Annotated in this window: 9 protein-coding genes; 5 read left to right on the forward strand and 4 right to left on the reverse strand. The window is 76.4% G+C overall.

All coding sequences use genetic code 11. From position 1 onward, the window contains the following. Positions 1 to 291, reverse strand: a 291-nt coding sequence (locus C5N14_RS30510; RefSeq protein WP_133305775.1) for a hypothetical protein, incomplete at its 3' end; no start/stop codon positions are given. Between the two features lie 846 nt (positions 292 to 1137). On the opposite strand from C5N14_RS30510, the gene C5N14_RS30515 reads away from it, so the two are divergent. Further along, complete coding sequence (locus tag C5N14_RS30515) at positions 1138 to 2328, forward strand: ATP-grasp domain-containing protein (protein ID WP_117673232.1); 1191 nt, start codon at positions 1138 to 1140, stop codon at positions 2326 to 2328. A gap of 61 nt (positions 2329 to 2389) precedes the next feature. Here the strand turns inward: C5N14_RS30515 and C5N14_RS30520 are convergent, their stop codons facing one another. After that, positions 2390 to 3460, reverse strand: coding sequence for a 3-dehydroquinate synthase (locus tag C5N14_RS30520; protein ID WP_371685941.1), 1071 nt, complete (start codon positions 3458 to 3460; stop codon positions 2390 to 2392). A gap of 16 nt (positions 3461 to 3476) precedes the next feature. Next, positions 3477 to 4313 carry a hypothetical protein gene (locus C5N14_RS30525; RefSeq protein ID WP_243640265.1) on the reverse strand — a complete coding sequence of 279 codons (837 nt, stop codon included), beginning with the start codon at positions 4311 to 4313 and terminating at the stop codon, positions 3477 to 3479. A 223-nt stretch (positions 4314 to 4536) separates the two neighbouring features. On the opposite strand from C5N14_RS30525, the gene C5N14_RS30530 reads away from it, so the two are divergent. From C5N14_RS30530 to C5N14_RS30540, 3 genes are all read left to right on the forward strand, one after another. Further along, positions 4537 to 19494, forward strand: coding sequence for a type I polyketide synthase (locus C5N14_RS30530; RefSeq protein ID WP_117673234.1), 14958 nt, complete (start codon positions 4537 to 4539; stop codon positions 19492 to 19494). A gap of 85 nt (positions 19495 to 19579) precedes the next feature. Further along, positions 19580 to 21148 carry a bifunctional 3-(3-hydroxy-phenyl)propionate/3-hydroxycinnamic acid hydroxylase gene (locus tag C5N14_RS30535; protein WP_117673236.1) on the forward strand — a complete coding sequence of 523 codons (1569 nt, stop codon included), beginning with the start codon at positions 19580 to 19582 and terminating at the stop codon, positions 21146 to 21148. Positions 21149 to 21178: 30 nt separating this feature from the next. Further along, positions 21179 to 22066 carry a cyclopropane-fatty-acyl-phospholipid synthase family protein gene (locus C5N14_RS30540; RefSeq protein ID WP_117673238.1) on the forward strand — a complete coding sequence of 296 codons (888 nt, stop codon included), beginning with the start codon at positions 21179 to 21181 and terminating at the stop codon, positions 22064 to 22066. Positions 22067 to 22145: 79 nt separating this feature from the next. Here C5N14_RS30540 and C5N14_RS30545 read toward each other — a convergent pair whose 3' ends face one another. Then, a complete protein-coding gene (locus tag C5N14_RS30545; protein WP_117673239.1) occupies positions 22146 to 22907 on the reverse strand; it encodes a thioesterase II family protein in 762 nt (253 codons plus the stop codon). Between the two features lie 284 nt (positions 22908 to 23191). Here C5N14_RS30545 and C5N14_RS30550 point away from each other — a divergent pair. Further along, a partial coding sequence (locus C5N14_RS30550) for a beta-ketoacyl synthase N-terminal-like domain-containing protein (protein ID WP_207892948.1) occupies positions 23192 to 24217 on the forward strand: 1026 nt, incomplete at its 3' end.

Raw genomic sequence — 24217 nt, forward strand, 5'->3', positions numbered from 1 at the left:
GTCGCCCGCCACCCCCACCCGCACCAGCCCATCCGGCAGGAGACCAACCACGATCTCCTCCTGGGCCGTCCAGCGGGCCAGGACCGCCACGAGGCCCGCCACCACGACGGTACCGGCCGGCGCGGCACCCGTCGGCGCCGAGGACAGCGTCCGGTGTACCGAGGCCGCCCGGGCCGGCCACACCAGCGGCCGGCGCAGATCGCCCACCAGGTCCAGAGTTTCGACGGTCGCGGCCGGTCCGGCGTCGGCCGTGCCGTCTGCGGCCTGAGCACCAGTGAACCCGACAGACATGAGTCAACCTCCGATCGAAAGGGGTGACCGGGAGGCGCGTGGCCGGAACGGCCGGTCAGCCGAGGTGCCGTACGGCGGACGGCAGGTGGTGGACGCGGGGGTGCGGGGCGACGCGCAGCGTGGCCCCCGTGCGCCGGGATGCCCGACCGGCACGTGCTGGGCCCCGGTGGGCCGCGGACGGTCCGTGCGGCGGGCAGGCGACCGCCGGCTGGCTGGCTGTGCTGGTGGGTGTGCCGGGCCGCGCCGGTCCCGGCGCCGCACCGTCGGGTGGACTCTGGACGGCTCGGAGGCCGGCGCCGGGCGTCCCGGCCGGAGCGTGCGGTCGTGGGGCACCGGCACCTCCCGTCCATCCGGGCGCCGCGCACCCACGTGCGTCCCCGATCCGGTGCGGTGAAGGGAAACGACGACCCGACGGTGCCCGACCCTACGAAGACCGGCGGAGCGGCGTACACCCCTAGATGCACAGGTTGACCCCTAGTGGGGGCGGTGGCGAACGGGGGGTGCGCACTCGGCCGATCGGCTAATCCGGGTGCGAAGTATGCTGACTATGATCTTTCCGATCATGACCGCATCATGACGCAGTCGGTGACTGGTCAATCACACACCGCCTGCTTGGTGTGCATCGCGCCGAGGCAGCGCTGACCACAAGCCAGTTGCTACCTGGCCGGTCCAGCCTCGAACCGTCCGGCCGGTGCACACGGCCCGCCCGACTCTCGCGGCCGAGCGGACACATCAGGACCGGGACGCCACGCATTCGCCCACGTTCCCCGCTGCTCGTGGTGGTGGTGTACCCGGACTTCGTGCCATCCCCGAGGCCCCCTGTGGGCCGGCATGTCAGGAGATCCAATGGATGCGCCAATCCAGGTACCGGTGTTCGCTCACGACGGGGTGGTCCTAGCCCGGCCCCCAAGTCCGGTGGCGACCGCCGGTAGCCGTTATCTGGCCGGCGCGGGCGCCGGACTGCACAACGGGCTGGACATGATCACCGGTCTTCATCTCAGCCTGCCGCACCAGGCGGCGACCATCGCCAGCTCCGGAGCCAGCGCGGACAAGTCGCTACGCCTGCTCAGCCGCAGCGGCCTCAAGACGCCGAGCGACCTGCGTGAGTTCCGCAACGGCGAGCAGGCGGTGCAGCTCGCCCGGGAAGCCGCCGAGCGGGGCGAGATGCTGGAGTTCCAGTTCCCCCCGCACGATCCGCAGTTGCGGGCCGCGTCGGTCCGGGTCTCGGCGGACCTGCTGGCCCGCCTCAACAACAAGACCGTGCTGGAAACCCTGGTCGCACCGGAGTACCTGCCCCGCCGGCAGGTCGCCACCCCCGCGCAGGTGCGACAGATCGTGCAGCAGGACCGCCGGCCGGCGGTCATCAAACCGGCCGGCGCCGAGGTGTACAGCGGGATCGCGATCTTCACCAGACGGTTGCGGGAGCGGCTCAACCGGTCACTGTTCAACCAACTGGAGCAGGTGAGTGATCAGTGGATCGTCGAGGAGGAGGTTGCCTTCCGGACGGTCTGGGGCCTCCAGTTCGGCGTGACCGAAAGCGGATCGGTGGAGTACTTCGGTGCGTCCGTGCACCTGCCGCAGCCCACCTCGACGTGGGTTGGTTGTGTGATGGACGATGACCAACCGCCGGCGGAGCTGATCGAAGCGCTGACCGCAGGGGTCCGAAAGGCCAGTGCTCTCGGGTACCGGGGGTACTGCTCGTTCGACGCGGGGATCAGCCGGGACGGCGAACTGCGGGTCATCGACCCGAACTTCCGGGTCAGTGGGGCCACCTCGTCGCTGCTGCACCGCAGCTCGTTGCTGGGCCAGCACCCGTGCGCGATGACGACGTTCTTCTCCCTCGCGCCCGGAGTCGACGCCGAGCCGATCCTCGCCCCGTTCATCGATCGTGGGCAGCTCGTCGTGTTCATGCACTACGACCCGGCGGAGACGGACAACGGCCCGCATCCGGCGACCATCGTCGGCATGGTCGGCGCCGCGGACCGGTACGCCTGCGGCGTGCTGATCGCGCAGGTCCAGCGAGCGCTGGGTAGCTGACGGGTCAACCCCGGGCCGCGCCGGCGGCCCGGGGGCGCCCCTCCGGCGTGCGGGCCCCTTCCTACATCCGCGCGAGCGCGGCGCGGACGGCCGGTTCCGGGACGTCGGCGACCAGGTCGGGGCCGGCCGCGCCGTCCAGCACGAAGGACAGGCCGGCGGTGGCCTTCTTGTCCCGCCGCATCAGCGCGATCAGCTCGTCGTGGTCGACCCCGGCCGGCAGCGCGGTGTCCAGGCCGTAGCCGGCCACCACGTCGTGGTGTTCGGCCACCCGGTCGGCCCCGATCCGGCCGAGCACGCCGGCCAGCCGGCCCGCGAAGACCGTGCCGACGCCGACCGCCTCGCCGTGCCGCAACGCGAAGTCGGTGGCCCGCTCCAGCGCGTGCCCGAGGGTGTGGCCGTAGTTGAGGATGTGCCGCAGCCCGGCGTCGCGCTCGTCGGCGGCCACCACCCGGGCCTTGAGCGCCACGCAGGCGGCGATCTGCTCGGTCACCGGCCGGTCGCGCAGCTCGCCCGCGCCGATGAAGTGGGCCCGGGCGATCTCACCGTAGCCGTTGCGCCGCTCCCGCTCCGGCAGCGTGCTCAGGTGCTCGGTGTCGCAGAGCACGGCGCGCGGCTGCCAGTACACCCCGACCAGGTTCTTGCCCTCCGGCAGGTTCACCGCCGTCTTCCCGCCGACACTGGCGTCCACCTGGGCGAGCAGCGAGGTCGGCAGGTGGATCACCGCGATCCCCCGGTGGTAGAGGCCGGCGGCCAGCCCGACCACGTCCGTGGTGGTGCCGCCGCCGCAGGAGACCACCGCGTCGGCGCGGGTCAGCCCGAACTCGGCGAACGCCCGGCAGAGCTGCTCCACCGTGGCCAGGTTCTTGTCGTGCTCGCCGTCGCGGGCCGGCACCACCCGGTGCGGCACGCCCGGGTCGGGCGTCCACTGCGCCGGCCGGGCCGAGACCACCACGACCCGCCGCGCGCCGATCCGCGCCACCTCCGCCGGCAGCCGGTGGCGCACCCCGGGGCCGATCAGCACCGGGTACGCGCGCTCGCCGAGCGGCACCTCGATGCGGGCCGGCTCGGTCCGGTCGGGTCCGGAGCGGTCGGACCGGGCCGGGGCGGGACGGTCGGTGCGGGTCGGGTGCATGCGGCTGCTGTCTCCTCTACGGGCCGGCGGGCGGGGCGGGTACGGCGGCGGGCGCCGGCGGGGTCGCCGCAACCGTGGCGGCCACCGGGTGGTCCCGGGTCATCGACAGCCGCAGCGCCAGCGCGGCCAGCGCGTCGACGTCCGGCCCGATGCCCCACCGCTCGTGGGTGAGCTGGGCGTGGTGCGCCAGCAGGAAGCCGGGCGGCGTCACCGGGTGGTCCCGGCCGACCACGTCCGTCACCCGGTCCAGATACCGCCGCCAGGCGGCGGCCACCTCCCCGGTCAGCGGCAGGTCACCGGCCGCCAGGACGATCTTCTCCGCCCCGGCGTCCGCCTGTGCGGCCAGGTCCCGCCGCTGCGCACCGGTGAGCAGCCGGCCGCGGTCCTGCCAGTGCAGGAACAGGAAGGTCAGCCGGTCGGCCGCCGGCACCAGCCCGGTCAGCTCCCGCAGGTGCGCCACGGCCAGCGGCAGCTCGACCCCGGCCAGCCAGGGGATGTCCCCACCGAGCAGGGCAAGGGCCAGGTCGCTGCCCGCGTGCGCGAGCGGGCCGCCCCGGGCGGCGTCGCGCACCGGGTACGGATCGGCGGGGCAGGCGCCCCGGCCGTCCGCCGGCAGCAGCCGACGTACCGCGTCGAGGCCGGCACCGGTCGCGTGGAAGCCGAGACGTAGCCGCGTCCCGGCCGGGGCGCCGGTCCGGTCGAAGAACCAGTCCGCGGGCGGGTCGGCCCGGCGGGCGGCGGCGACCAGCTCGGCGACCACCGTTCCGAGCAGCTCGGCCACCCGGGCGTCCGGGCACCCGCCGGCCGGCACGGCCAGGTGGGTGAACAACCACGAGCGTTCCAACGACGGCACCTCGACTGACGGCGGACGGAGCACGAGCACGACGGTCTGCGGGGGTCGCCCCATCATCGGCCTGCGGTGCGTCCCGCCAGCGGATCGGCCCCCGGAACTGGGGACGACTTAGGGGGTGACAGGGGTAGGTCGTCGGCAGGGTGCTCGGAAGACTTGGGCCGTTACGGCGAGCGAGGTCTACGCCGCGGATGAGGAATCTCGCCGACGGACGGAATGTGGTGACATGCTTCGGAGCGACCTGGTCCAGCCGTTGCCCGATCTGCTCAGGGCCCACGCCGACAGGTTCGGGGACAAGGTCGCGTTCCGCGACGATCGCCGCGCGGTCGGGTACGCCGCCCTGGAGGCGCGGACCCGTCGGCTCGCCGGACACCTGGCGGCGGCCGGGGTCGGGCGCGGCGAGCGGGTGGCCTTCTGCCTCGGCAACCGGGTGGAGACGGTGGAGACGTGGCTCGCCGTCACCCGGGCCGCGGCGGTGGGCGTACCGCTGAACCCGCGCAGCACCGACGCGGAGCTGGCCCACCTGCTCGACGACTCCGGCGCGGTGCTGGTGGTCATCGACCCGCAGCACCTCGACCAGCTCGTGCGGCTGCGCGCGGACCGCCCCGGCCTGCGGGTCTGGGTCACCGGGGACGGGCCCGCGCCCGACGGCGTCACCGCCTGGCGGGACCTGGCCGACGCCGAGCCCCCCGTCGACGCCCGGGACGACCTGGGCCTCGACGAGGTCGCCTGGATGCTCTACACCTCCGGCACCACCGGCCGGCCCAAGGGCGTGCTGTCCACCCAGCGCACCTGCCTGTGGTCGGTGGCCTCCTGCTACGTGCCGATCCCCGGCCTCACCGCCGAGGACCGGGTGGTGTGGCCGCTGCCGCTGTTCCACAGCCTCTCCCACATCGGCTGCGTGCTGAGCGTGACCGCCGTGGGCGCCACCGCCCGGCTCATCGACGGCTTCTCCGCCGACGACGTGCTGCGCGCCGTCGACTCCGACGCGGCGACCGTGCTGGCCGGGGTGCCGGCCATGTACCACCACCTGGTCACCGCCGCCCGGGACACCGGTTTCCGGGCCCCGGCCCTGCGGATGTGCCTGGTCGGCGGGGCGATCACCACGGGCGCGCTGCGCCGGGCGTTCGACGAGGTGTTCGACGCGCCGCTGCTCGACGCGTACGGCAGTACCGAGACCTGCGGTTCGATCGCCATCACCCGGCCGGACTCGCCCCGGGTCGAGGGCTCCTGCGGGCGGCCCGTGCCCGGCGTCGAGGTGCGCCTGGTCAGCCCGCAGACCGGCGTGGACGTCCCGGTCGACGCCGAGGGCGAGGTGTGGGTACGCGGGCCGAGCGTGATGCTCGGCTACCACGGCCTGCCCGACGTCACCGCCGCCGCGCTGCGCGACGGCTGGTACCGCACCGGTGACCTGGCCCGCCGGGACGCCGACGGCAACCTGTTCGTCACCGGACGGCACCAGGAGCTGATCATCCGGGGCGGGGAGAAGATCCATCCGTCCGAGGTGGAGGAGGCGCTGCGCTCGGTGCCCGGCGTCGCCGACGTGGCCGTCACGGGCCGGCCGCACGACGTGCTCGGCGAGGTGCCGGTGGCGTTCGTCGTTCCCGGGCCGGAGGGCTTCGACCCGGCCGCCGGGTACGCGGCCTGCCGGGAGCGGCTCTCCTACTACAAGGTGCCCGACGAGCTGTACGAGATCGGCCAGGTGCCGCGCACCGCCTCCGGGAAGGTCACCCGGCGGCGGCTGCTGGACCGACCGGCCCGGCTGCGCGCCGTCAACGGCAGCCACCACGACCCGCTGAGCACCGTCACCTGGCGACCGCTGGACCTGACCGCCGTGCCGCCGGCCGCCCCCGCCGCGGCTGCGGACCCGGCCGACCCGGCTGCGGACCCGGCCGACCCCGCGCGGGCCCGCCGCTGGGCGGTCGTCGGCGCGGGCGGGGAGTCGCTGGTCGAGCCGCTGCGTGCGGCGTCGACGGGGGACCGGTTCGACGCCTACCCCGACCTCGCCGCCCTGCGCCGGGACCCGGCCGTGCCGGACGTGACACTGCTGCTCACCGACGCCGCCCCGGTGGACCTGGCCGACCCCGGTGCCGTGCTGGGCCTCGCCGACCGGCTGCGCGAACGGCTCGACGACGACCGGTCCGCCGGTGCCCGGCTGGTGCTGCTGACCACCGGGGCGGTGGACGCGTCCACCCCGGACCGGGCCGACGACCCGGACCTCGTCCCGGCCGCCGCCGTCGCCTGGGCGGTGGGCCGCTGCCTCCAGGCCGCGTACCCGGACCGGGTCGTGCTGGTCGACGCGGACGCCGCCGCCGAGTCGCTGGCCCTGCTGCCCGCCGCCGTGGACACCGGCGCCGCGCAGGTGGCGCTGCGCGCCGGCACCGCCCGGCACCCGGTCCTCGGGCCGGCCCCGGCGCGGGCCCCCGCGCGGCCGACGCGGGTCGTCGACCCGGCCGCCCCGGTCCTGGTCGCCGGGGCCGACACGGTGACCGGCACGGCGCTGGCCCGGCACCTGGTCGGCGCGCACGGCGCCGGCCGGCTGCGGCTGCTGCCCGCCGGCTCCCCGGACGCCGCCGCCCTGGCCGCCCTGGTCGCGGAACTGACCGTCGCCGGTGCGGCGGTCACCGTGCAGCGCCCCGCCGACGCCGCCCCGCGCCCGGCCCACGCCGCCCCGGATCCCGCCGCCGCCCCGCACCTCGCCGACGTCGGCGCGTCCGGCGGCGGAACCGGCGCACGGCACGCCGCGCCCGCCGCCGCCGACGAGCCGGTCGACGCGGTCTTCCTCTGCCCGTCCGCCGCCGACCTCGCGGACCCCGCCGGGGCCGCGCGGCTGGTCGCCCTGGCCGAGGCGCTGGACGCCCACGCCCGGCACGCCGCCGTCACCGCGTTCACCGTCCTCGTCCCGGCGGCCACGCTGCTCGGCGAAGCCGACCGGGAGCGGGCGGCGGCGGCCGTCGGTGCCCTGCACACCCTGGTCGCCCGCCGTCGCGCGGCCGGACTGCCCGCCCGGCTGGTCGGCACGGCGGCGGACCCGGCCGGCCCGGACCCGGCGGCGAGCACCGTCGCCCGGACCGACCTCGCCGCGTTCGACGTCGCGCACGACGGCGACGACCTCGTCCTGCTCGCCCACCCGGCCGACGCCGCGCACCCCGCCTGGCGGGGCCCCGCCGGGACCGGCCCCGCCGCCGAACGAGACGCCATCGAGCTGCGCCGCCGGGTGGCCGCGCTGACCACCGTGGAGGGTGACCGGCTCCTGCTCGATTTGGTCCGCGCCGCCACCGCCGAGGTCGCCGGCCTGCCCGGACCGGGCGCGGTCCGTCCGGGGCGGGCCTTCAAGGAACTCGGCTTCACCTCCGTCGGCGCGGTCGCGCTGCGCGACCGGCTGGCCCGTGCCACCGGGGTACGGCTCTCCGCCACCGCCGCCTTCGACCACCCGAGCCCGGATGCCCTCGCGCGGCACCTCGCCGCCCGGCTGCGCGGCGCCACCCCGGCCGCCGCCAGCGCCCCGGGCGGACCGGCCGGCGGGGCGTCGGACGACCCGGTGGTCGTCGTCGCCATGGCCTGCCGGCTGCCCGGCGGGGTCTCCTCCCCCGAGGAGCTGTGGGACCTCGTCGCCCAGGGCCGGGAGGGACTCACCGGGTTCCCCGCCGACCGGGGCTGGGACCTGGCCCACCTGTTCTCCGACGACCCCGACCAGACCGGCACCTCGTACGTGCGGGTCGGCGGGTTCCTGCCCGACGCGGCGGACTTCGACGCCGCCCTGTTCGCGATCAGCCCCCGCGAGGCGCTGGCGATGGACCCGCAGCAGCGGCTCCTGCTGGAGACCTCCTGGGAGCTGTTCGAGCGGGCCGGCATCGACCCCACCTCGCTGCGCGGCAGCGCCACCGGGGTCTTCGCCGGCGTCATGCACCACGACTACGCCGCCAACCTGCGCCAGGCCCCACCCGGTACCGAGGGGTACCTCGGCGTCGGCACCGCCGGCAGCGTGGTCACCGGCCGGGTCGCGTACGCGCTCGGGCTGGAGGGCCCGGCCGTCACCGTCGACACGGCCTGCTCGTCGTCGCTGGTGTCGCTGCACCTGGCCGCCCAGGCGCTGCGCGCCGGGGACTGCTCCCTCGCGGTGGCCGGCGGCGTGGCGGTGATGGGCACCCCGCAGGCGTTCGTCGAGTTCAGCCGGCAGCGCGGGCTCGCCCCCGACGGCCGGTGCAAGGCGTTCGCCGAGGGCGCCGACGGCACCGGCTGGTCCGAGGGCGTCGCCCTGCTGCTGCTGGAACGCCTCTCCGACGCCCGCCGCAACGGCCATCCCGTCCTCGCCGTGCTGCGCGGCAGCGCGATCAACTCCGACGGCGCGTCCAACGGGCTCACCGCCCCCAGCGGGCCCGCCCAGGAGCGGGTGATCCGCCGGGCGCTGGCCGTCGCCGGGCTCACCCCCGCCGACGTGGACGCCGTCGAGGCGCACGGCACCGGCACCCGGCTCGGCGACCCGATCGAGGCGCAGGCGCTGCTCGCCACGTACGGGGCGGGCCGCGGCGAGGCCGCCGCGCTGCGGCTGGGCTCGCTGAAGTCCAACCTCGGCCACACCCAGGCCGCCGCCGGCGCCGCCGGGGTGATCAAGATGGTGCTGGCCATGCGGCACGGGACGCTGCCGGCCACCCTGCACGTGGACGCCCCGACGTCCGAGGTGGACTGGTCGGCCGGCGCGGTCGAGCTGCTCACCGAGGCCAGCCCCTGGCCGGCGGTGGACCGGCCCCGGCGGGCCGGCATCTCCTCGTTCGGCATCAGCGGCACCAACGCCCACGTCATCGTCGAGGCGCCGCCCGCCGACCCGGAGCCCGCGCCCGGCGCGCACCGGGCCGGGCCGCGCGCGCCGAGCGCCGCCGAGGACCGCCGGCTGCCCGTGCCGTGGCTGCTCTCCGCCGCCACCGGCGAGGCGCTGCGCGACCAGGCGGCCCGCCTGCTGGGCTGGCTCGACGGCCCCGGCGCGGACGCCGACCCGGCCGACGTCGGGCACGCCCTGGCCACCACCCGCGCCGCCCTGGAACACCGGGCCGTGGTGCTGGCCGGCGACCCGGCCGCCACCCGGTCCGGGCTGACCGCGCTGACCCGGGCGGACCCCGACCCCGCCGGCGTGCTGACCGGCCGGGTCGTCGACGGGCAGCTCGGCCTGCTCTTCGGCGGGCAGGGCGGCCAGCGTCCCGGCATGGGCCGGGGGCTGCGCGCGGCGTACCCGGTGTTCGCCGGCGCGTTCGACGCGGCCTGCGCCGAACTCGACCGCGCCCTCACCGGTCACGCCCCGCACCCCGTCGCGGCCGTCGCCCTCGCCGAGGCCGGCGGTGAGCTGGCCGGCCTGCTCGACCAGACCCTCTACACCCAGCCGGCCCTGTTCGCGTTCGAGGTGGCGCTGTACCGGCTGCTGGAGTCCTGGGGCGTGCGCCCCGACGCGGTGCTCGGCCACTCCGTCGGCGAGTTGGCCGCCGCGCACGTGGCCGGGGTGTTCTCCCTCGCCGACGCGGCGGCGCTGGTCGCCGCCCGGGCCCGGCTGATGCAGCAGCTCCCCGGCGGGGGCGCGATGGTCGCCGTCGAGGCGGACGAGGCCGAGGTGGCCCCACACCTCACCGACCGGGTCGGGCTGGCCGCCGTCAACGGGCCGACCAGCGTGGTCCTCTCCGGTGACGCCGACGCCGTGCTGGCCGTCGCGGCCACCCTGCGCGCCGCCGGCCGGCGGACCAGCCGGCTGCGCGTGTCGCACGCGTTCCACTCGCCGCGCATGGAACCGATGCTCGACGCGTTCCGCGCGGTGGCCGCCGGCCTCACCTACCGCACCCCGCACCTGCCGGTGGTGTCCAACCTGACCGGCGAGCCGGTCGACCCGGCCCGACTCTGCTCGCCCGACTACTGGGTGGCGCACGTGCGCGGCACCGTCCGCTTCCTCGACGGGATGCGCGCCCTGCACCGGCAGGGGGTCAGCACGTTCCTGGAGGTCGGCCCCGGTGGCGTGCTCACCGCGATGGCCCAGGACTGCCTCGCCGCCGACGCCGACGAGTTGGCCTTCGTTCCCGCCGTGCGGACCGTCGACGACGAGCCGGACGCGCTGCTGGCCGCCGTGGCGCGGCTGCACGTGCGCGGCGCCGCCGTGGACCCGGCCGCTCTCGCCGGCCCCGGCCCGCGCCGCCGGGTCGAGCTGCCCACGTATGCCTTCCAGCGCCGGCACTACTGGCTGCCCTACTCGGCGGTGGCCGGCGGCCCGACCGACGTCGGGCTGACCGACGCCGGGCACCCGCTGCTCGGCACGGTGCTGCCGGTCGCCGGCACCGGGCAGGTCGTCTGCACCGGCCGGATCGCCGCGGCCACCCACCCGTGGCTGGCCGCGCCCGCCGACGGCGTCCCGTTGCTGCCCGCCACCGCCCTGCTGGACCTGCTCACCCACCTCGGTGAACTCCTCGACCTGCCCACCGTGGCGCGGCTGCGGGTCCCCGAGCCGGTGCCGCTGCCCGCCGAGCTGACCGTCGACGTGCAGGTCACCGTCGCTGGGCCGGACGAGCACCTGCGCCGGGTGGCGCGTTGCCACGTGCGGGCCGCCGACGACCAGCCGTGGCGGGAGGTCGCCGAGGCGGTGCTCGCCCCGGCCGACCCCGCCGCCGGCCCGGCCACCGTCGTACCGGCGTGGCCGCCCGCCGGGGCCCGCCCCGTGGACCTGGACGCCCCGCAGCGCCGGGCGCTCGCCGGCGAGCTGGCCCGGGCCGCGTGGGTCACCGCCGACCGGCTCTTCGTCGACGTCCGGCTGCCCGAGGACGCCCGGGACTCCGACGCCGACCGGTACGGCGTGCACCCGCTGGTGCTGGACGCGGCCCTGCGGCTGCTCCCGCTCGCCGACTTCGCCACCGCCGGAGCCGACGCGGACGCCGGCCCCGCCGCGCGGCCGATGGCCGTCGACTGGGCCGGGGTGCGCCTGCACGCCACCGGCGCGCACGCGCTGCGGGTCTGCCTCGCCCCCGCCGGGGCGGACGCGGTCACCCTCAGCGCCGTCGACGACTCCGGGGCGTCGGTGCTCGACGTGGACCGGGTGGTGCTGCGCACCGTGCCGCCGCCCGCCGACGGCGCGCCCCCGCCGGCCGCCCCCGCCGGCCTGTACGCCGTCGACCGGCTGCCCGCCACCGCCCCGGCCACGCCGGTGCCCGCCTGGACCCTCGCCGACGGCACGCCCCCGGACGGGCCGCTGCCGCCGGTGCTGGTGCTGCGGGTCGGCGACGGCGACCCGGGGCGGCCGGTGCCCGACCGGGCGCACGCCGTCGGCCTCGACACCCTCGCCGTGCTGCGGCGCTGGCTGGACGACCCGCGCGCCGAGACCACCCGGCTCGCCCTCGCCGTGCGCGACGGCGACCCGGTGCACGCCCCGGTCGCCGGGCTGGTCCGGGTCGCCCAGGCCGAGCACCCCGACCGGTTCCTGCTGCTCAGCCTCGACGCGGGCGACGACGCGGCCGTCCGGGTGGCCCTGGCCGCCGGCCCCGACGAGCCGGAGGTGGCCGTCCGCGACGGCCGGGCCCTGCTGCCCCGGCTGCGCCCCGTCGAGCATCCCGCCGCCGGGCCCCTGCCGGCGCTGGCCGGCGGCACCGTGCTGGTCACCGGCGGCACCGGCGGGGTCGGCCGGCGCGTCGCCACCCACCTCGCCACCGCGCACGGGGTCACCGAACTGGTGCTGCTCAGCCGCGCCGGCCGGTACGCCGACTGGATGGCCGCGCTCACCGACGCCGGGGTGACCGTCCGGGTGGTCGCCGCCGACGTTGCCGACCGGGCCGCGCTCGCCGAGGTGGTCGCCCCGCTCGCCGACCGCCTCGTGGCCGTCGTGCACGCCGCCGGAGCCACCGACGACGCCCTGCTCACCGGCCTCGACGAGGCCCGCTGGGAGCGGGCCCTGCGGTCCAAGGTGCACGGCGCGTGGCACCTGCACGAGCTGACCGCCGGCCTGGACCTGGCCGCGTTCGTGCTGTTCTCCTCGGCGTCGGCCATCTTCGGCAGCCCCGGCCAGGGCAACTACGCCGCCGGCAACGCGTTCCTCGACGCGCTCGCCGGGCACCGCCGCGCCCGGGGCCTGCCCGCCACCGCGCTGGCCTGGGGCCTGTGGGCCGAGGCGGACGGGATGGCCGGCCGGCTCACCCCCGCCGACCTGGCCCGCCTCGCCCGGGGCGGCACCCGCCCCCTGGACACCGCCGCCGGGCTGGCCCTGCTCGACGCCGCCCTGCACGCCGACCGGCCCGCGCTGGTGCCGATCGGGCTGGACCTGGCCGCCGTCCGGGCCTCCGGCGAGGTGCCCGCCCTGCTGCGGGCGCTGCTGCCCCCGCCGCCCCGCCGGGCCGTCAACGCCGACCCCGCGCCCGCGTCCGCCGCCGGATTCGCCGACCGGCTGGCCGGGCTCGGCGAGCCGGAGCGGGCCGCCCTGCTGCTGGACCTGGTCCGCGCCCGCAGCGCCACCGTCGTCGGGCACGCGGGCCCGGAGCAGGTCGAGCCGCGCCGCCCGTTCAAGGAACTCGGCTTCGACTCGCTGATGGCGGTGGAGCTGAGCAACCGGCTCTCCGCCGTCACCGGCGTCCGGCTCGCCCCGCACGCCGTGTTCAACCATCCCACCCCGGAGCTGCTCGCCGCGCACCTGCACGCCCGGCTGCTCGGCACCGCCGCCACCGAGGTCGCCGACGCGAGCACCGTCGCCCTCGACGAGCCCGTCGCGATCGTCGCCATGGCCTGCCGGTTCCCCGGCGGCATCGGCTCACCGCAGGAGCTGTGGCGGCTGCTCGACGGCGGCGGCGACGTCATCGGCGACCTGCCCACCGACCGGGGCTGGCCGGACCTGTACGACCCCGTCCACGGCACCCCCGGGCGGACGTACGTGCGCTCCGGCGGGTTCCTCACCGGCATCGCCGACTTCGACGCCGCGTTCTTCGGCATCAGCCCCCGCGAGGCCCTGGCCATGGACCCGCAGCACCGGCTGCTGCTGGAGACCTCCTGGGAGGCGCTGGAGGGCGCCGGCATCGACCCGGGGACGCTGCGCGGCAGCCGGACCGGCGTGTTCGCCGGCACCCACGGCCAGGACTACGCCGACCAGATCGCCCCGGGCGCCGTCGCCGACGACGGGGAGACCATCGCCGACGAGGGCCACCTGCTCACCGGCACCGCCGGCAGCGTGCTGTCCGGCCGGGTCGCGTACTCCCTCGGGCTGGAGGGGCCGGCGGTCACCGTCGACACCGCCTGCTCGGCGTCCCTCGTGGCGCTGCACCTGGCCGCCCAGGCGCTGCGCCAGGGCGACTGCGACCTGGCCCTGGCCGGCGGCGTGTCGGTGCTGTCCAGCCCGGCCGGGCTGACCGGGTTCAGCCGCCAGCGGGGCCTCGCCGCGGACGGCCGGTGCAAGGCGTTCGCCGAGGACGCCGACGGGTTCGGCATGTCCGAGGGCGTCGGGATGCTGGTGGTGGAGCGGCTCTCCGACGCCCGTCGCCGGGGCCACCCCGTCCTCGCGCTGGTCCGCGGCACGGCGGTCAACCAGGACGGCGCGTCCAACGGGCTGACCGCCCCGAACGGGCCGTCCCAGGAACGGGTCATCCGGGCCGCGCTGAACGCCGCCGGGCTCACCCCCGCCGACGTGGACGCCGTCGAGGCGCACGGCACCGGCACCGCGCTCGGCGACCCGATCGAGGCCGAGGCGATCCTCGCCACGTACGGCCAGCGTCCCGCCGACGCCCCGCCGCTGCTGCTCGGGTCCGTCAAGTCCAACCTCGGCCACACCCAGGCCGCCGCCGGGGTCGCCGGGGTGCTCAAGATGGTTCTCGCCATGCGGCACGGGCGGCTGCCCCGCACCCTGCACGCCGAGCGGCGCACCTCCCGCGTCGACTGGGACTCCGGGTCGGTGGAGCTGCTCACCGAGGCCCGCCCGTGGCCCCGCGCCGACCGGCCCGCCCGGGCCGGGGTGTCCTCGTTCGGCATCAGCGGCACCAACGCCCACGTGGTCGTCGAGGCCGTGCCCGCGCCGGAGCCGGTCGCCGTGCCGGGGCCGGAGCTGCCCGGGGAACCCGGGGCGCTGCCCTGGCTGCTGTCCGCGCGCACCCCCGAGGCGCTGGCCGGGCAGGCCCGCCGGCTGCGGGACCACCTGGCCGAACGGGCCGACCAGCGCCCGCTCGACGTGGCCTGGTCGCTGGCCAGCACCCGGGCCGTGTTCGACTCCCGGGCGGTGCTGGTCGGCGCCGACCCGGACCGGATCGCCGCCGCCCTCGACGCGCTCGCCGACGGCCGGCCCGCCCCCGAACTGGTCCGCGGCGACGCCGGGGCCACCGGCAGGGTCGTGTTCGTCTTCCCCGGCCAGGGCTCCCAGTGGCTCGGCATGGGGCTGGACCTGCTCGACCAGGCCCCCGTGTTCGCCGAGCGGATGGCCGCCTGCGACGCCGCGCTGCGGCCGTACCTGAACTGGTCGCTGCTGGACGTGCTGCGCCAGGCCCCCGGCGCGCCGAGTCTCGACCAGGTCGACGTGGTACAGCCCGCCCTGTTCGCGATGATGGTGTCGCTGGCTGAGCTGTGGCGCTCGTACGGGGTGCGGCCCGACGCCGTGGTCGGCCACTCGCAGGGCGAGATCGCCGCCGCCTGCGTCGCCGGGGTGCTCTCGCTGCCCGACGCCGCCCGGGTGGTGGCGCTGCGCAGCCGCGCGATCCGGGCCCTGGCCGGGCACGGGACGATGGCCTCCGTGGCGCTGCCCGCCGAGGTGGTCCGCGAGCGGACCGCCCGGTACGGCGACCGGGTCGCGGTGGCCGCCGTCAACGGCCCGGCCGCCGTGGTGGTCTCCGGCGAGGAGGCCGCCGTGGAGGAACTCCTCGCCGAGCTGGCCGCCGAGCAGGCCCGGGTCCGCCGGATCGCCGTGGACTACGCCTCCCACTCGGCGCAGGTGGAACGGATCCGGGCGGAGCTGGCCGAGCTGCTGGCCGGCATCGCCCCCGGCCCGGCCGCCGTGCCGCTGTTCTCCACCACCGACCTGCGCTGGCTCGACGGCGAGGAGATGGGCCCCGACTACTGGTACCGCAACCTGCGCCAGCCGGTCGAGCTGCACCGGGCGGTGCTGGAGCTGGCCGCCCACGGCCACGACACGTACGTCGAGTGCAGCCCCCACCCGGTGCTCACCGTGGGTATCTCCGAGACCCTCGCCGAGCACGACAGCCCGACCGTGGTGGTCGGCTCGGTACAGCGCGACCAGGGAGACCGGGGCCGGTTCCTGCTCTCGGTGGCCCAGCTCCACGTGCGCGGCGTCGGCGTGGACTGGCAGCCCGCCCTGGCCGGCGGCCGGCGGGTCGACCTCCCCACGTACGCGTTCGCCCACCGCCGCTACTGGCCCCGGCGGAGCGCCGACCCCGGCGACGTCGGCGCGGCCGGCCTGGACGCCGCCGGGCACCCGCTGCTCGGCGCGTCCGTGGCGCTGGCCGAGGCGAAGGGGCACCTGTTCACCGGCCGGCTCTCGGCCGCCGCCCAGCCCTGGCTGGCCGACCACCGGGTGCTGGACAGCGTGCTGGTGCCCGGCACCGGCCTGGTGGAACTCTGCCTGCGGGCCGGCGACGAGGTCGGCTGTCCCGTCCTCGACGAGCTGGTCATCGAGGCCCCGCTGACCCTGCCGGCCGACGGGGCCACCCAGGTCCAGGTGACCCTCGGCCCGGCCGACGACGACGGCCGTCGCCCGGCCACCCTGCACTCCCGGCCCGCCGACGGCCCGGCCGACGCCCCGTGGACCCGGCACGCCAGCGCCACCCTCTGCGCCGACCGGTCCGCCGGGTCGGACGCGGCGGGGGAGTTGACCGAGTGGCCGCCGCCGCACGCCCGCCCCGTCGACCTGTCCGGCTTCTACGCCGGGCTCGCCACCGACGGGTACGCGTACGGGCCGGCGTTCCAGGGGCTGCGCGCGGTGTGGACCAGCGGCGACGAGGTGTACGCCGAGGTGGTGCTGCCCGCTGACCAGCGTGCCGACGCCGACCGGTACGGCCTGCATCCGGCCCTGCTCGACGCCGCCCTGCACGCCGCGCACTTCGGCGGGCTCGCCGAGGCCGGGGCGGGGCAGCTCCTGCTGCCGTTCGCCTGGAACGGCGTCACCCTGCACGCCAGTGGCGCCGCCGCGCTGCGGGTCCGGCTGGCCCAGGTCGCCCCGTACGGCATCGCGCTGACCGTCGCCGACCCGACGGGCGCCCCGGTCGCCGACGTGGCCGCCCTGACGATGCGGCCGATCGCCGCCGGCGAGCTGACCCGCGCCGACGACCGGGCCACCCGGGACGCCCTGTTCCGCCTCGACTGGACGCCCCTGCCGCCCGCCGACGACGCTCCGCCGGTCACCGCCGTGGCGCTCGCCCTCGACCCCGACGGCTTCGCAGTCCATCCTGGCCCCGACGGCGTCGCCGTCCATCCTGGCCTCGTCGGCTTCGCCGTGCACCCCGGGCTGGACGCCCTCGCCGTCGCCGTCGACGCGGGCCTCGACCTGCCCGCGGCGGTGCTCGCCCCGCTGGGCGCGGCACCCGGCGCGCCCGTGCCGGCGGCGGCCCGGCACGCCGCCGTCCACGCCCTCGAACTGGTCCGGCGCTGGCTCACCGAGCCGCGCTGGGCGGCGGCCCGGCTGGTGCTGGTCACCCGCGGCGCGGTCGCCGTGCACAGCACCGCCGAACTGGTCGACCCGGCCGCCGCCGCGGCGTGGGGCCTGGTCCGCTCGGCCCAGTCGGAGCACCCCGACCGGCTGGTGATCGTCGACGTCGACCGGGACGGCCTCGGCGCCGACCAGCTCGCCGCCCTGCTCGCGGCGGGCGAACCGCAGGCGGCGCTGCGCGGCGGCGTCGGGTACGTCCCCCGGCTGGCCCGCGCCGGCTCGGCGGGCGAACTCACCCCGCCCGCCACGCCCGCCTGGCGGCTGGACGCGCCGGTGCGCGGCAGCCTGGAGAACCTCACCCTGGTCCCGACCGACGCCGCCGACGCCGTCCTCGGCCCCCGCGACGTGCGGGTCCGCGTCCGCGCCGCCGGCCTGAACTTCCGCGACGTGCTCAACGCGCTCGGGCTGTACCCCGGTGACGCCGGGCCGCTCGGCGGCGAGGGTGCGGGCGAGGTGGTCGAGGTGGGCGCCGAGGTCACCGACCTGCGCCCCGGCGACGCCGTGTTCGGGGTGTTCGTCGGCTGCTTCGGGCCGCTCGCCGTCACCGATCGCCGGCTGCTCGCCCCGATGCCGGCCGGCTGGTCGTACGTGCAGGCCGCCTCCGTGCCGGTGGTGTTCCTGACCGCGTACCACGGCCTGGTGAACCTGGCCGGGCTCCGCCGCGGCGAGTCCGTGCTGGTGCACGCCGCCGCCGGCGGGGTCGGCATGGCCGCCGTGCAGCTCGCCCGACACCTCGGCGCCGAGGTGTACGCCACCGCCAGCCCCGCCAAGTGGGACGCGCTGCGCGCGCTCGGCCTCGACGATGACCACCTGGCGTCGTCGCGCACCCTCGACTTCGAGGCCCGGTTCTTCGCGGCCACCGGCGGCCGGGGCGTCGACGTGGTGCTGGACTCGCTGGCCCGCGAGTTCGTCGACGCGTCGCTGCGGCTGCTGCCGCGCGGCGGCCGGTTCGTCGAGATGGGCAAGACCGACATCCGCGACCCCGGGAAGGTCGCGGCCGACCACCCGGGCGTCGACTACACCGCCTTCGACCTGACGCTGGAGAATCCCGACGAACTCCAGCGGATGCTCGTCGACCTGCTCGGGCTCTTCGAGCGGGGCGTGCTCGCTCCGCTGCCCACCCAGGTCTGGGACGTGCGCCAGGCGCCGGAGGCGTTCCGGTACGTCAGCCAGGCCCGGCACGTCGGCAAGGTGGTGCTCACCACCCCCCGCCCGTGGGACCCCGACGGCACCGTGCTGCTCACCGGCGGCACCGGCACCCTGGGCCAGCTCGTCGCCCGCCGGCTCGTCGAGACCCACGGCGCGCGGCGGCTGCTGCTGGTCAGCCGGCGCGGCGCCGCCGCGCCGGGTGCGGCCGACGAGCTGCGCGCGCTGGGCGCCGACGTCACCCTCGTCGCCGCCGACGTGGCCGACCGGGACAGCCTGGCCCGGGTGCTGGACGCGGTGCCGCCCCGGCACCCGCTGACCGCCGTCGTGCACCTTGCCGGGGTGCTCGACGACGGGGTGGTCACCGCCCTCACCCCGCAACGCGTCGACACCGTCTTCGCGCCCAAGCTGGACGCCGCCTGGCACCTGCACGAACTCACCCGCCACCTCGACCTGGCCGGGTTCGTGCTGTTCTCCTCCGGCGCCGGGGTGTTCGGCGTGCCCGGCCAGGGCAACTACGCCGCCGCCAACGCGTTCCTCGACGCCCTCGCGCTGGCCCGGCGCGCCGCCGGGCTGCCCGGCCGGTCGCTGGCCTGGGGCCTGTGGGAACAGGCCAGCGAGATGACCGCGAAGCTGGACCGCGCCGACCCCCGCATCACCGCCCGCGACGGGCAGCTTGCCATCCCCTCGGACCTGGGGATGGCCCTGTTCGACGCGGCGCTGCGGGCCGCCGAGCCGGTGCTGGTGCCGACCCGGATCGACGTCGCCGCCCTCACCGAGCGGGTCTCCCGCCCCCCGGCCCTGCTGCGCGGGCTGGTGCGGCGGGAGCGGCGCAGCGCCCGGTCGGCCACCCCGGCGACCGGCGGGCGGACCCTCGCCGACGAACTGGCGGCGCTGGCCGCCGACGACCGCCCCGGCCTGGTCGTCGACCTGGTGCGCGAGCAGGCGGCGAGCGTGCTGGGGCACGGCAGCCGGGCGGCGGTGGCCCCCAACCGGGCGTTCAGCCAGATCGGCTTCGACTCGCTGACCGCCGTCGAGCTGCGCAACCGGCTCGGCGAGGCGACCGGCCTGCGGCTGCCCGCCACGCTGATCTTCGACTATCCCGACCCGACCGCGCTGGCCGGCTACCTGCTCGCCCAGCTCGCCCCGGACAGCGGCCCGACGCTGCCGCCGGTCCTCACCGACCTGGAGAACCTGGAACGGTCGCTGGCCGAGGCGACCATCGAGGCGGAGCTGCACGCCCAGATCGGCTCCCGGCTGGAGGTGCTGATGGCCAAGTGGCGGGCCATGCGCACCGGGCCGGGTGACGACCCCGGCCTCGACCTGGACATCGACGGCGCCAGCGACGACGAGATCTTCGACCTCATCGACTCCGAGCTCGGGCTCTGACGACCTGCCGGCGGTCCGCCCGGACCGCCGGCCGGCCGGAGTCCCCGCCCCGACACCCGACCGACCACGCGAGGAACCGATACCGATGCTGATGACCGACGTCCTGATCGTGGGCTACGGCCCGGTGGGCGAGATGCTCACGATCCTGCTGGCGCAGCGAGGTCTCACCGTCACGGCCGTCGAACGCTGGGAGACCCCGTACGACTTCCCGCGCGCCGTGTCCTACGACGGCGAGGCGAGCCGGATCCTGGCCGCCGCCGGGGTCGCCGACCGCCTCGGCCCGGTCGTCGAGTCGTCCGGGGAGTACACGTTCCGCAACGGCTTCGGTCGGACCCTGCTGCACGTCAAGGTCACCGGCGACGGGCCGATGGGCTGGCCCGACTCGGTCTCCTTCTACCAGCCGGGCCTGGAGGCGGTGCTCGCCGAGCGGGGCACGGAGCTGCCCGGGGTCACCGTGCTGCGTCCGTACGTGGTGACGGCGCTGACCGAGCACGACGACCGGGTCGAGGTCACCATCGACGGGCCGGAGGGGCCGCAGGTCCGGGCGGCCCGCTGGGTGGTGGGCTGCGACGGCGCCAACAGCTTCGTCCGGGAACACCTGGGCAGCACGGTGACCGACCTCGGCTTCACCCACGACTGGCTGGTCTGCGACGTGGTGCCGAACGAGGCCCGCGAGTTCAAGCCCAACAACCTCCAGGTCTGCGACCCGGCCCGGCCCCGTACCGCCGTGTCCGCCGGCCCCGGGCACCGGCGGTGGGAGTTCATGCGGGTGCCCGGGGAGAGCCGGGAGGAGTTCGAGAGCGTCGACAGCGTCTGGCGGCTGCTCGGCCTGTTCGACATCACCCCGGACAACGCCACCCTGGAGCGGTACGGCGTCTACACCACCCAGGCGTGCTCCGCCGACCGGTGGCGCTCCGGCCGGATCCTCATCGCCGGCGACGCGGCGCACGTGATGCCCCCGTTCATGGGGCAGGGGATGAGCTCCGGGTTCCGCGACGCGCTCAACCTCGCCTGGAAGCTGGACCTGGTGCACCGGGGCCTGGCCGACGAGGCGCTGCTCGACACGTACCAGCAGGAGCGCTGCGCGCACGTGCAGCACGCCATCAAGATGTCGATGGACTCCGGGACGGTGATCTGCGAGACGGACCGGACCGCCGCGGCGGTCCGGGACTCGATCATGCTGGCCGAGCTGCGCCGCCGGACCACCCGGGCCCGGACCCGGTCCCTGCTGGAGGCCCTGGTGGACGGCGTGCTGCACCGCCCGGACGGCGCCGCCGGCCCCGGCGCCGGTGAGCCGATGCCGCAGGGCCACGTCGAGGTCGACGGCCGCACCGGGCTCTTCGACGACGTCGTCGGCACCGGCTTCGCCCTGATCTGCGCCGAGGACCCCGCGGAACTGCTCGACGCGGACGCCCGGGCGTTCCTGGACTCCCTCGGCACCCGGGTCGTGCGGATCGTTCCCGCCGGCGCCCCCGGGGCCGCCGACGGGATGGCGGTCGAGGACCTCGACGACGTCTACCTGTCCCACCTGAAGCGGCACGACGCGGCGGCGGTGCTCGTCCGGCCCGACTTCTACGTCTTCGGCACGGCGGCCGACCCGGCCGCCGTGCCCGCTCTCGTCGACGACCTGCGTCAGCAGGTCGGGCGCGGCTGAACAGCAGCCGACCCACCCGGAAGGAGCACCATGCTCGACAACTTGAAGATCGCGGCGAGGGCCATCCGAACCGTCTTCACCGCCGACCCCGTCACCCGGGTCCGGCGTTTCTACGAGATCCAGTCCCCCGACGTGGAGTTCGCGGCCCGCCGCACCCACTACATGAACGTCGGCTACTGGTCGGACGGGGCGACCGACATCGACGACGCGGCCGAGGCGCTGGCCGGCAAGCTCGCCGACGCCGCCGGCCTCAAGCCGGACGACACCATCCTCGACGTCGGGTTCGGCTACGCCGACCAGGACTTCAGCTGGCTGCGCTCGGGCCGGGTCGGCAAGGTCGTCGGGCTCAACATCACCCCGCACCACGTCGAGTCGGCCCAGCGGCGGGCGCAGGAGGAGGGGCTCGCCGACCGGACCGACTTCCGGCTGGGCAGCGCCACCGAACTGCCGTTCCCCGACGGCACCTTCGACCGGGTGGTCGCCCTGGAGTCGGCCTTCCACTTCTACCCGCGCAGCGCGTTCTTCGCCGAGGCGCTGCGGGTGCTCAAGCCGGGCGGCGTCCTCGCCACCGCCGACATCATCCCGGTCAGCGAGAACGTGGTCCGGGCCGCCATCCAGTCGGGCCCGCTGAGCTTCGTCAAGTTCAGCATCCCCAAGGAGAACTGGCACGACCGGGAGACGTACGCCCAGCAGCTCGCCGACGCCGGCTTCGACCGGCCCGAGGTGCAGTCCATCAAGGACGACACCTGGGAGGGCTGGCGCAGCTACATGGCCGACCGGACCAACGACCCGGAGTTCCGCGCGGTCGTCAAGCCGGCCGTGCGCAAGAGCATGGCCGCGCACTGGAAGAACCAGGACCTGATGAAGCGCGAGCTGGCCAACCTCGACTACGTGATCGCGGTCGCCCACAAGCGCTGAGCGCAGCCACCGACGAGGGCCCGCCGACCGACCGGTCGGCGGGCCCTCGTCGTGCTGTCGAACCGGGTACGGCCGTCGGTCAGCGGGCCGGCGCGGAGGTCAGGGCCGTCGAGATGGAACGCAGCACCGCGGCCTGCTGGTCGGCCAGGAAGAAGTGACCGCCCGGGTAGACCTTCAGGTCGAACGGGCCGGTGGTGTGGGTCGACCAGGCGCGGGCCTCGTCGACCGTGGTCTTCGGGTCGTTGTCGCCGGTGAAAACGGTGATCGGGCAGCTCAGCGGCGGCCCGGGCCGGTAGGCGTACGTCTCGGCGGCCCGGTAGTCGCTGCGGATCGCCGGCAGCGCGGCGCGCAGCAGTTCCTGGTCGCCGAGGATGGCGGCGTTGGTGCCGCTCAGCTTGCGCACGTCGGCCAGCAGGCCCTCGTCGTTCAACAGGTGCACCGTCTCCTCCCGGGGGCAGGACGGCGCGCGGCGGCCGGACGCGAACAGATGGGCGGGCGAGCCGCCGTCCTGCTCGATCAGCCGGGCCAGCTCGAAGCCGACGCTCGCGCCCATGCTGTGTCCGAAGATCGCCACGGGCTCGTCGAGCCACGGCCGCAGGACGGCGTGCACCTCGCGGGCGAGTTCGTGGATGTCACCGATGCACTTCTCCAGGCGCCGGTCCTGCCGCCCCGGATACTGGATCGCCAGCACCTCCACCGTGGGGGAGAGGCTGCGGGAAACGGGGAAGTAGAAGCTGGCCGAGCCACCGGCGTGGGGCAGGCACACCAGCCGCCGGGCGCCGCCCGGCGCGGGGTGGAAGCGTCGCACCCACAGGCCGTTGTCGGTATCTGGCGTGGTCATCCTCTGCGGTCCTTCCGGCGGTGAAATCGCTGACGGGATCGGCGCCGACCCGGTCGAGGCGACGCTAGTGCGGTGGACCGGGGCCGGACACCCCTAGCTGCCGCTACGCACGGTTAGGGGTTGTCCCACCTTACGCGCAGCCAATAGCTTCTCCCCGCAGATGGGGATCCTCGTGGCTCTCGGCCGAGCGAGCCGAACGACAGATACAGGTGTCGCCTGAGAACGACTGCGCATTCGTACCGTCGCCTACGTCGAGGCTCCGCCGTGCATCGCGATGGGCTGGGTTGATGGACACCGAAGACAAGCTCCGGGAGTACCTGAAGAGAGTCACCGCCGATCTGCGGCGAACCCGGCAACGCCTGCGCGACGTCGAGGCCGAGGCGCAGCAGCCGATCGCCATCGTCGGCATCGGTTGCCGGTTTCCCGGCGGGGTGCGCTCGGCCGAGCAGCTCTGGGACCTGGTCGCCGCGGGCGGTGACGCGATCACCTCGTTCCCGGCCGACCGGGGCTGGGACCTCGGGGCGCTCTACGACCCCGAGCGCGCCCGGCAGGGCACCTCCGCCGTCCGCGAGGGGGGATTCCTCCCCGACGCCGCCGACTTCGACGCCCGGCTGTTCGGGGTGTCCCCCCGCGAGGCCCTGGCGATGGACCCGCAGCAGCGGCTGCTGCTGGAGACGTCGTGGGAGGCCATCGAGTCGGCGGGCGTCGACCCGACCAGCCTCAAGGGCGGCCGGGTCGGCGTCTTCGCCGGCATGACCCACAGCGGGTACGCCCAGCCGCCCGAGGCGCCGCCCGCCGGGGTGGCGGACTACCTCGGCCTCGGGAACGTGGGCAGCATCGCCTCCGGCCGGGTGGCGTACACGTTCGGCTTCGAGGGGCCGGCGGTGACGCTCGACACCGCCTGCTCGTCCTCGCTGGTCGCGCTCCACCTGGCGGTGCAGGCGCTGCGGTCCGGGGAGTGTGACCTGGCGCTGGCCGGCGGTGTGACGGTCATGCCGACCCCGGCGGTGCTCGTCGACTTCTCCCGGCAGGGCAACCTCTCCCCGGTGGCCCGGTGCCGGGCCTTCGCCGAGGCGGCCGACGGCACGGCGCTCGCCGAGGGCGTCGGAGTGCTGCTGGTGCAGCGGTTGTCGGACGCGCGGCGGGAGGGTCGGCCGATCCTGGCGGTGGTGCGGGGTACGGCGGTGAACCAGGATGGTGCGTCGAACGGGCTCACTGCGCCGAATGGTCCGTCGCAGCAGCGGGTGATCCGGCAGGCCCTTGCGAGTGCCGGTCTTTCCCCGGCGGATGTGGATGTGGTGGAGGCGCAC

The organism is Micromonospora sp. MW-13 (genome assembly GCF_003434305.1).
GTDB lineage: Bacteria > Actinomycetota > Actinomycetes > Mycobacteriales > Micromonosporaceae > Micromonospora.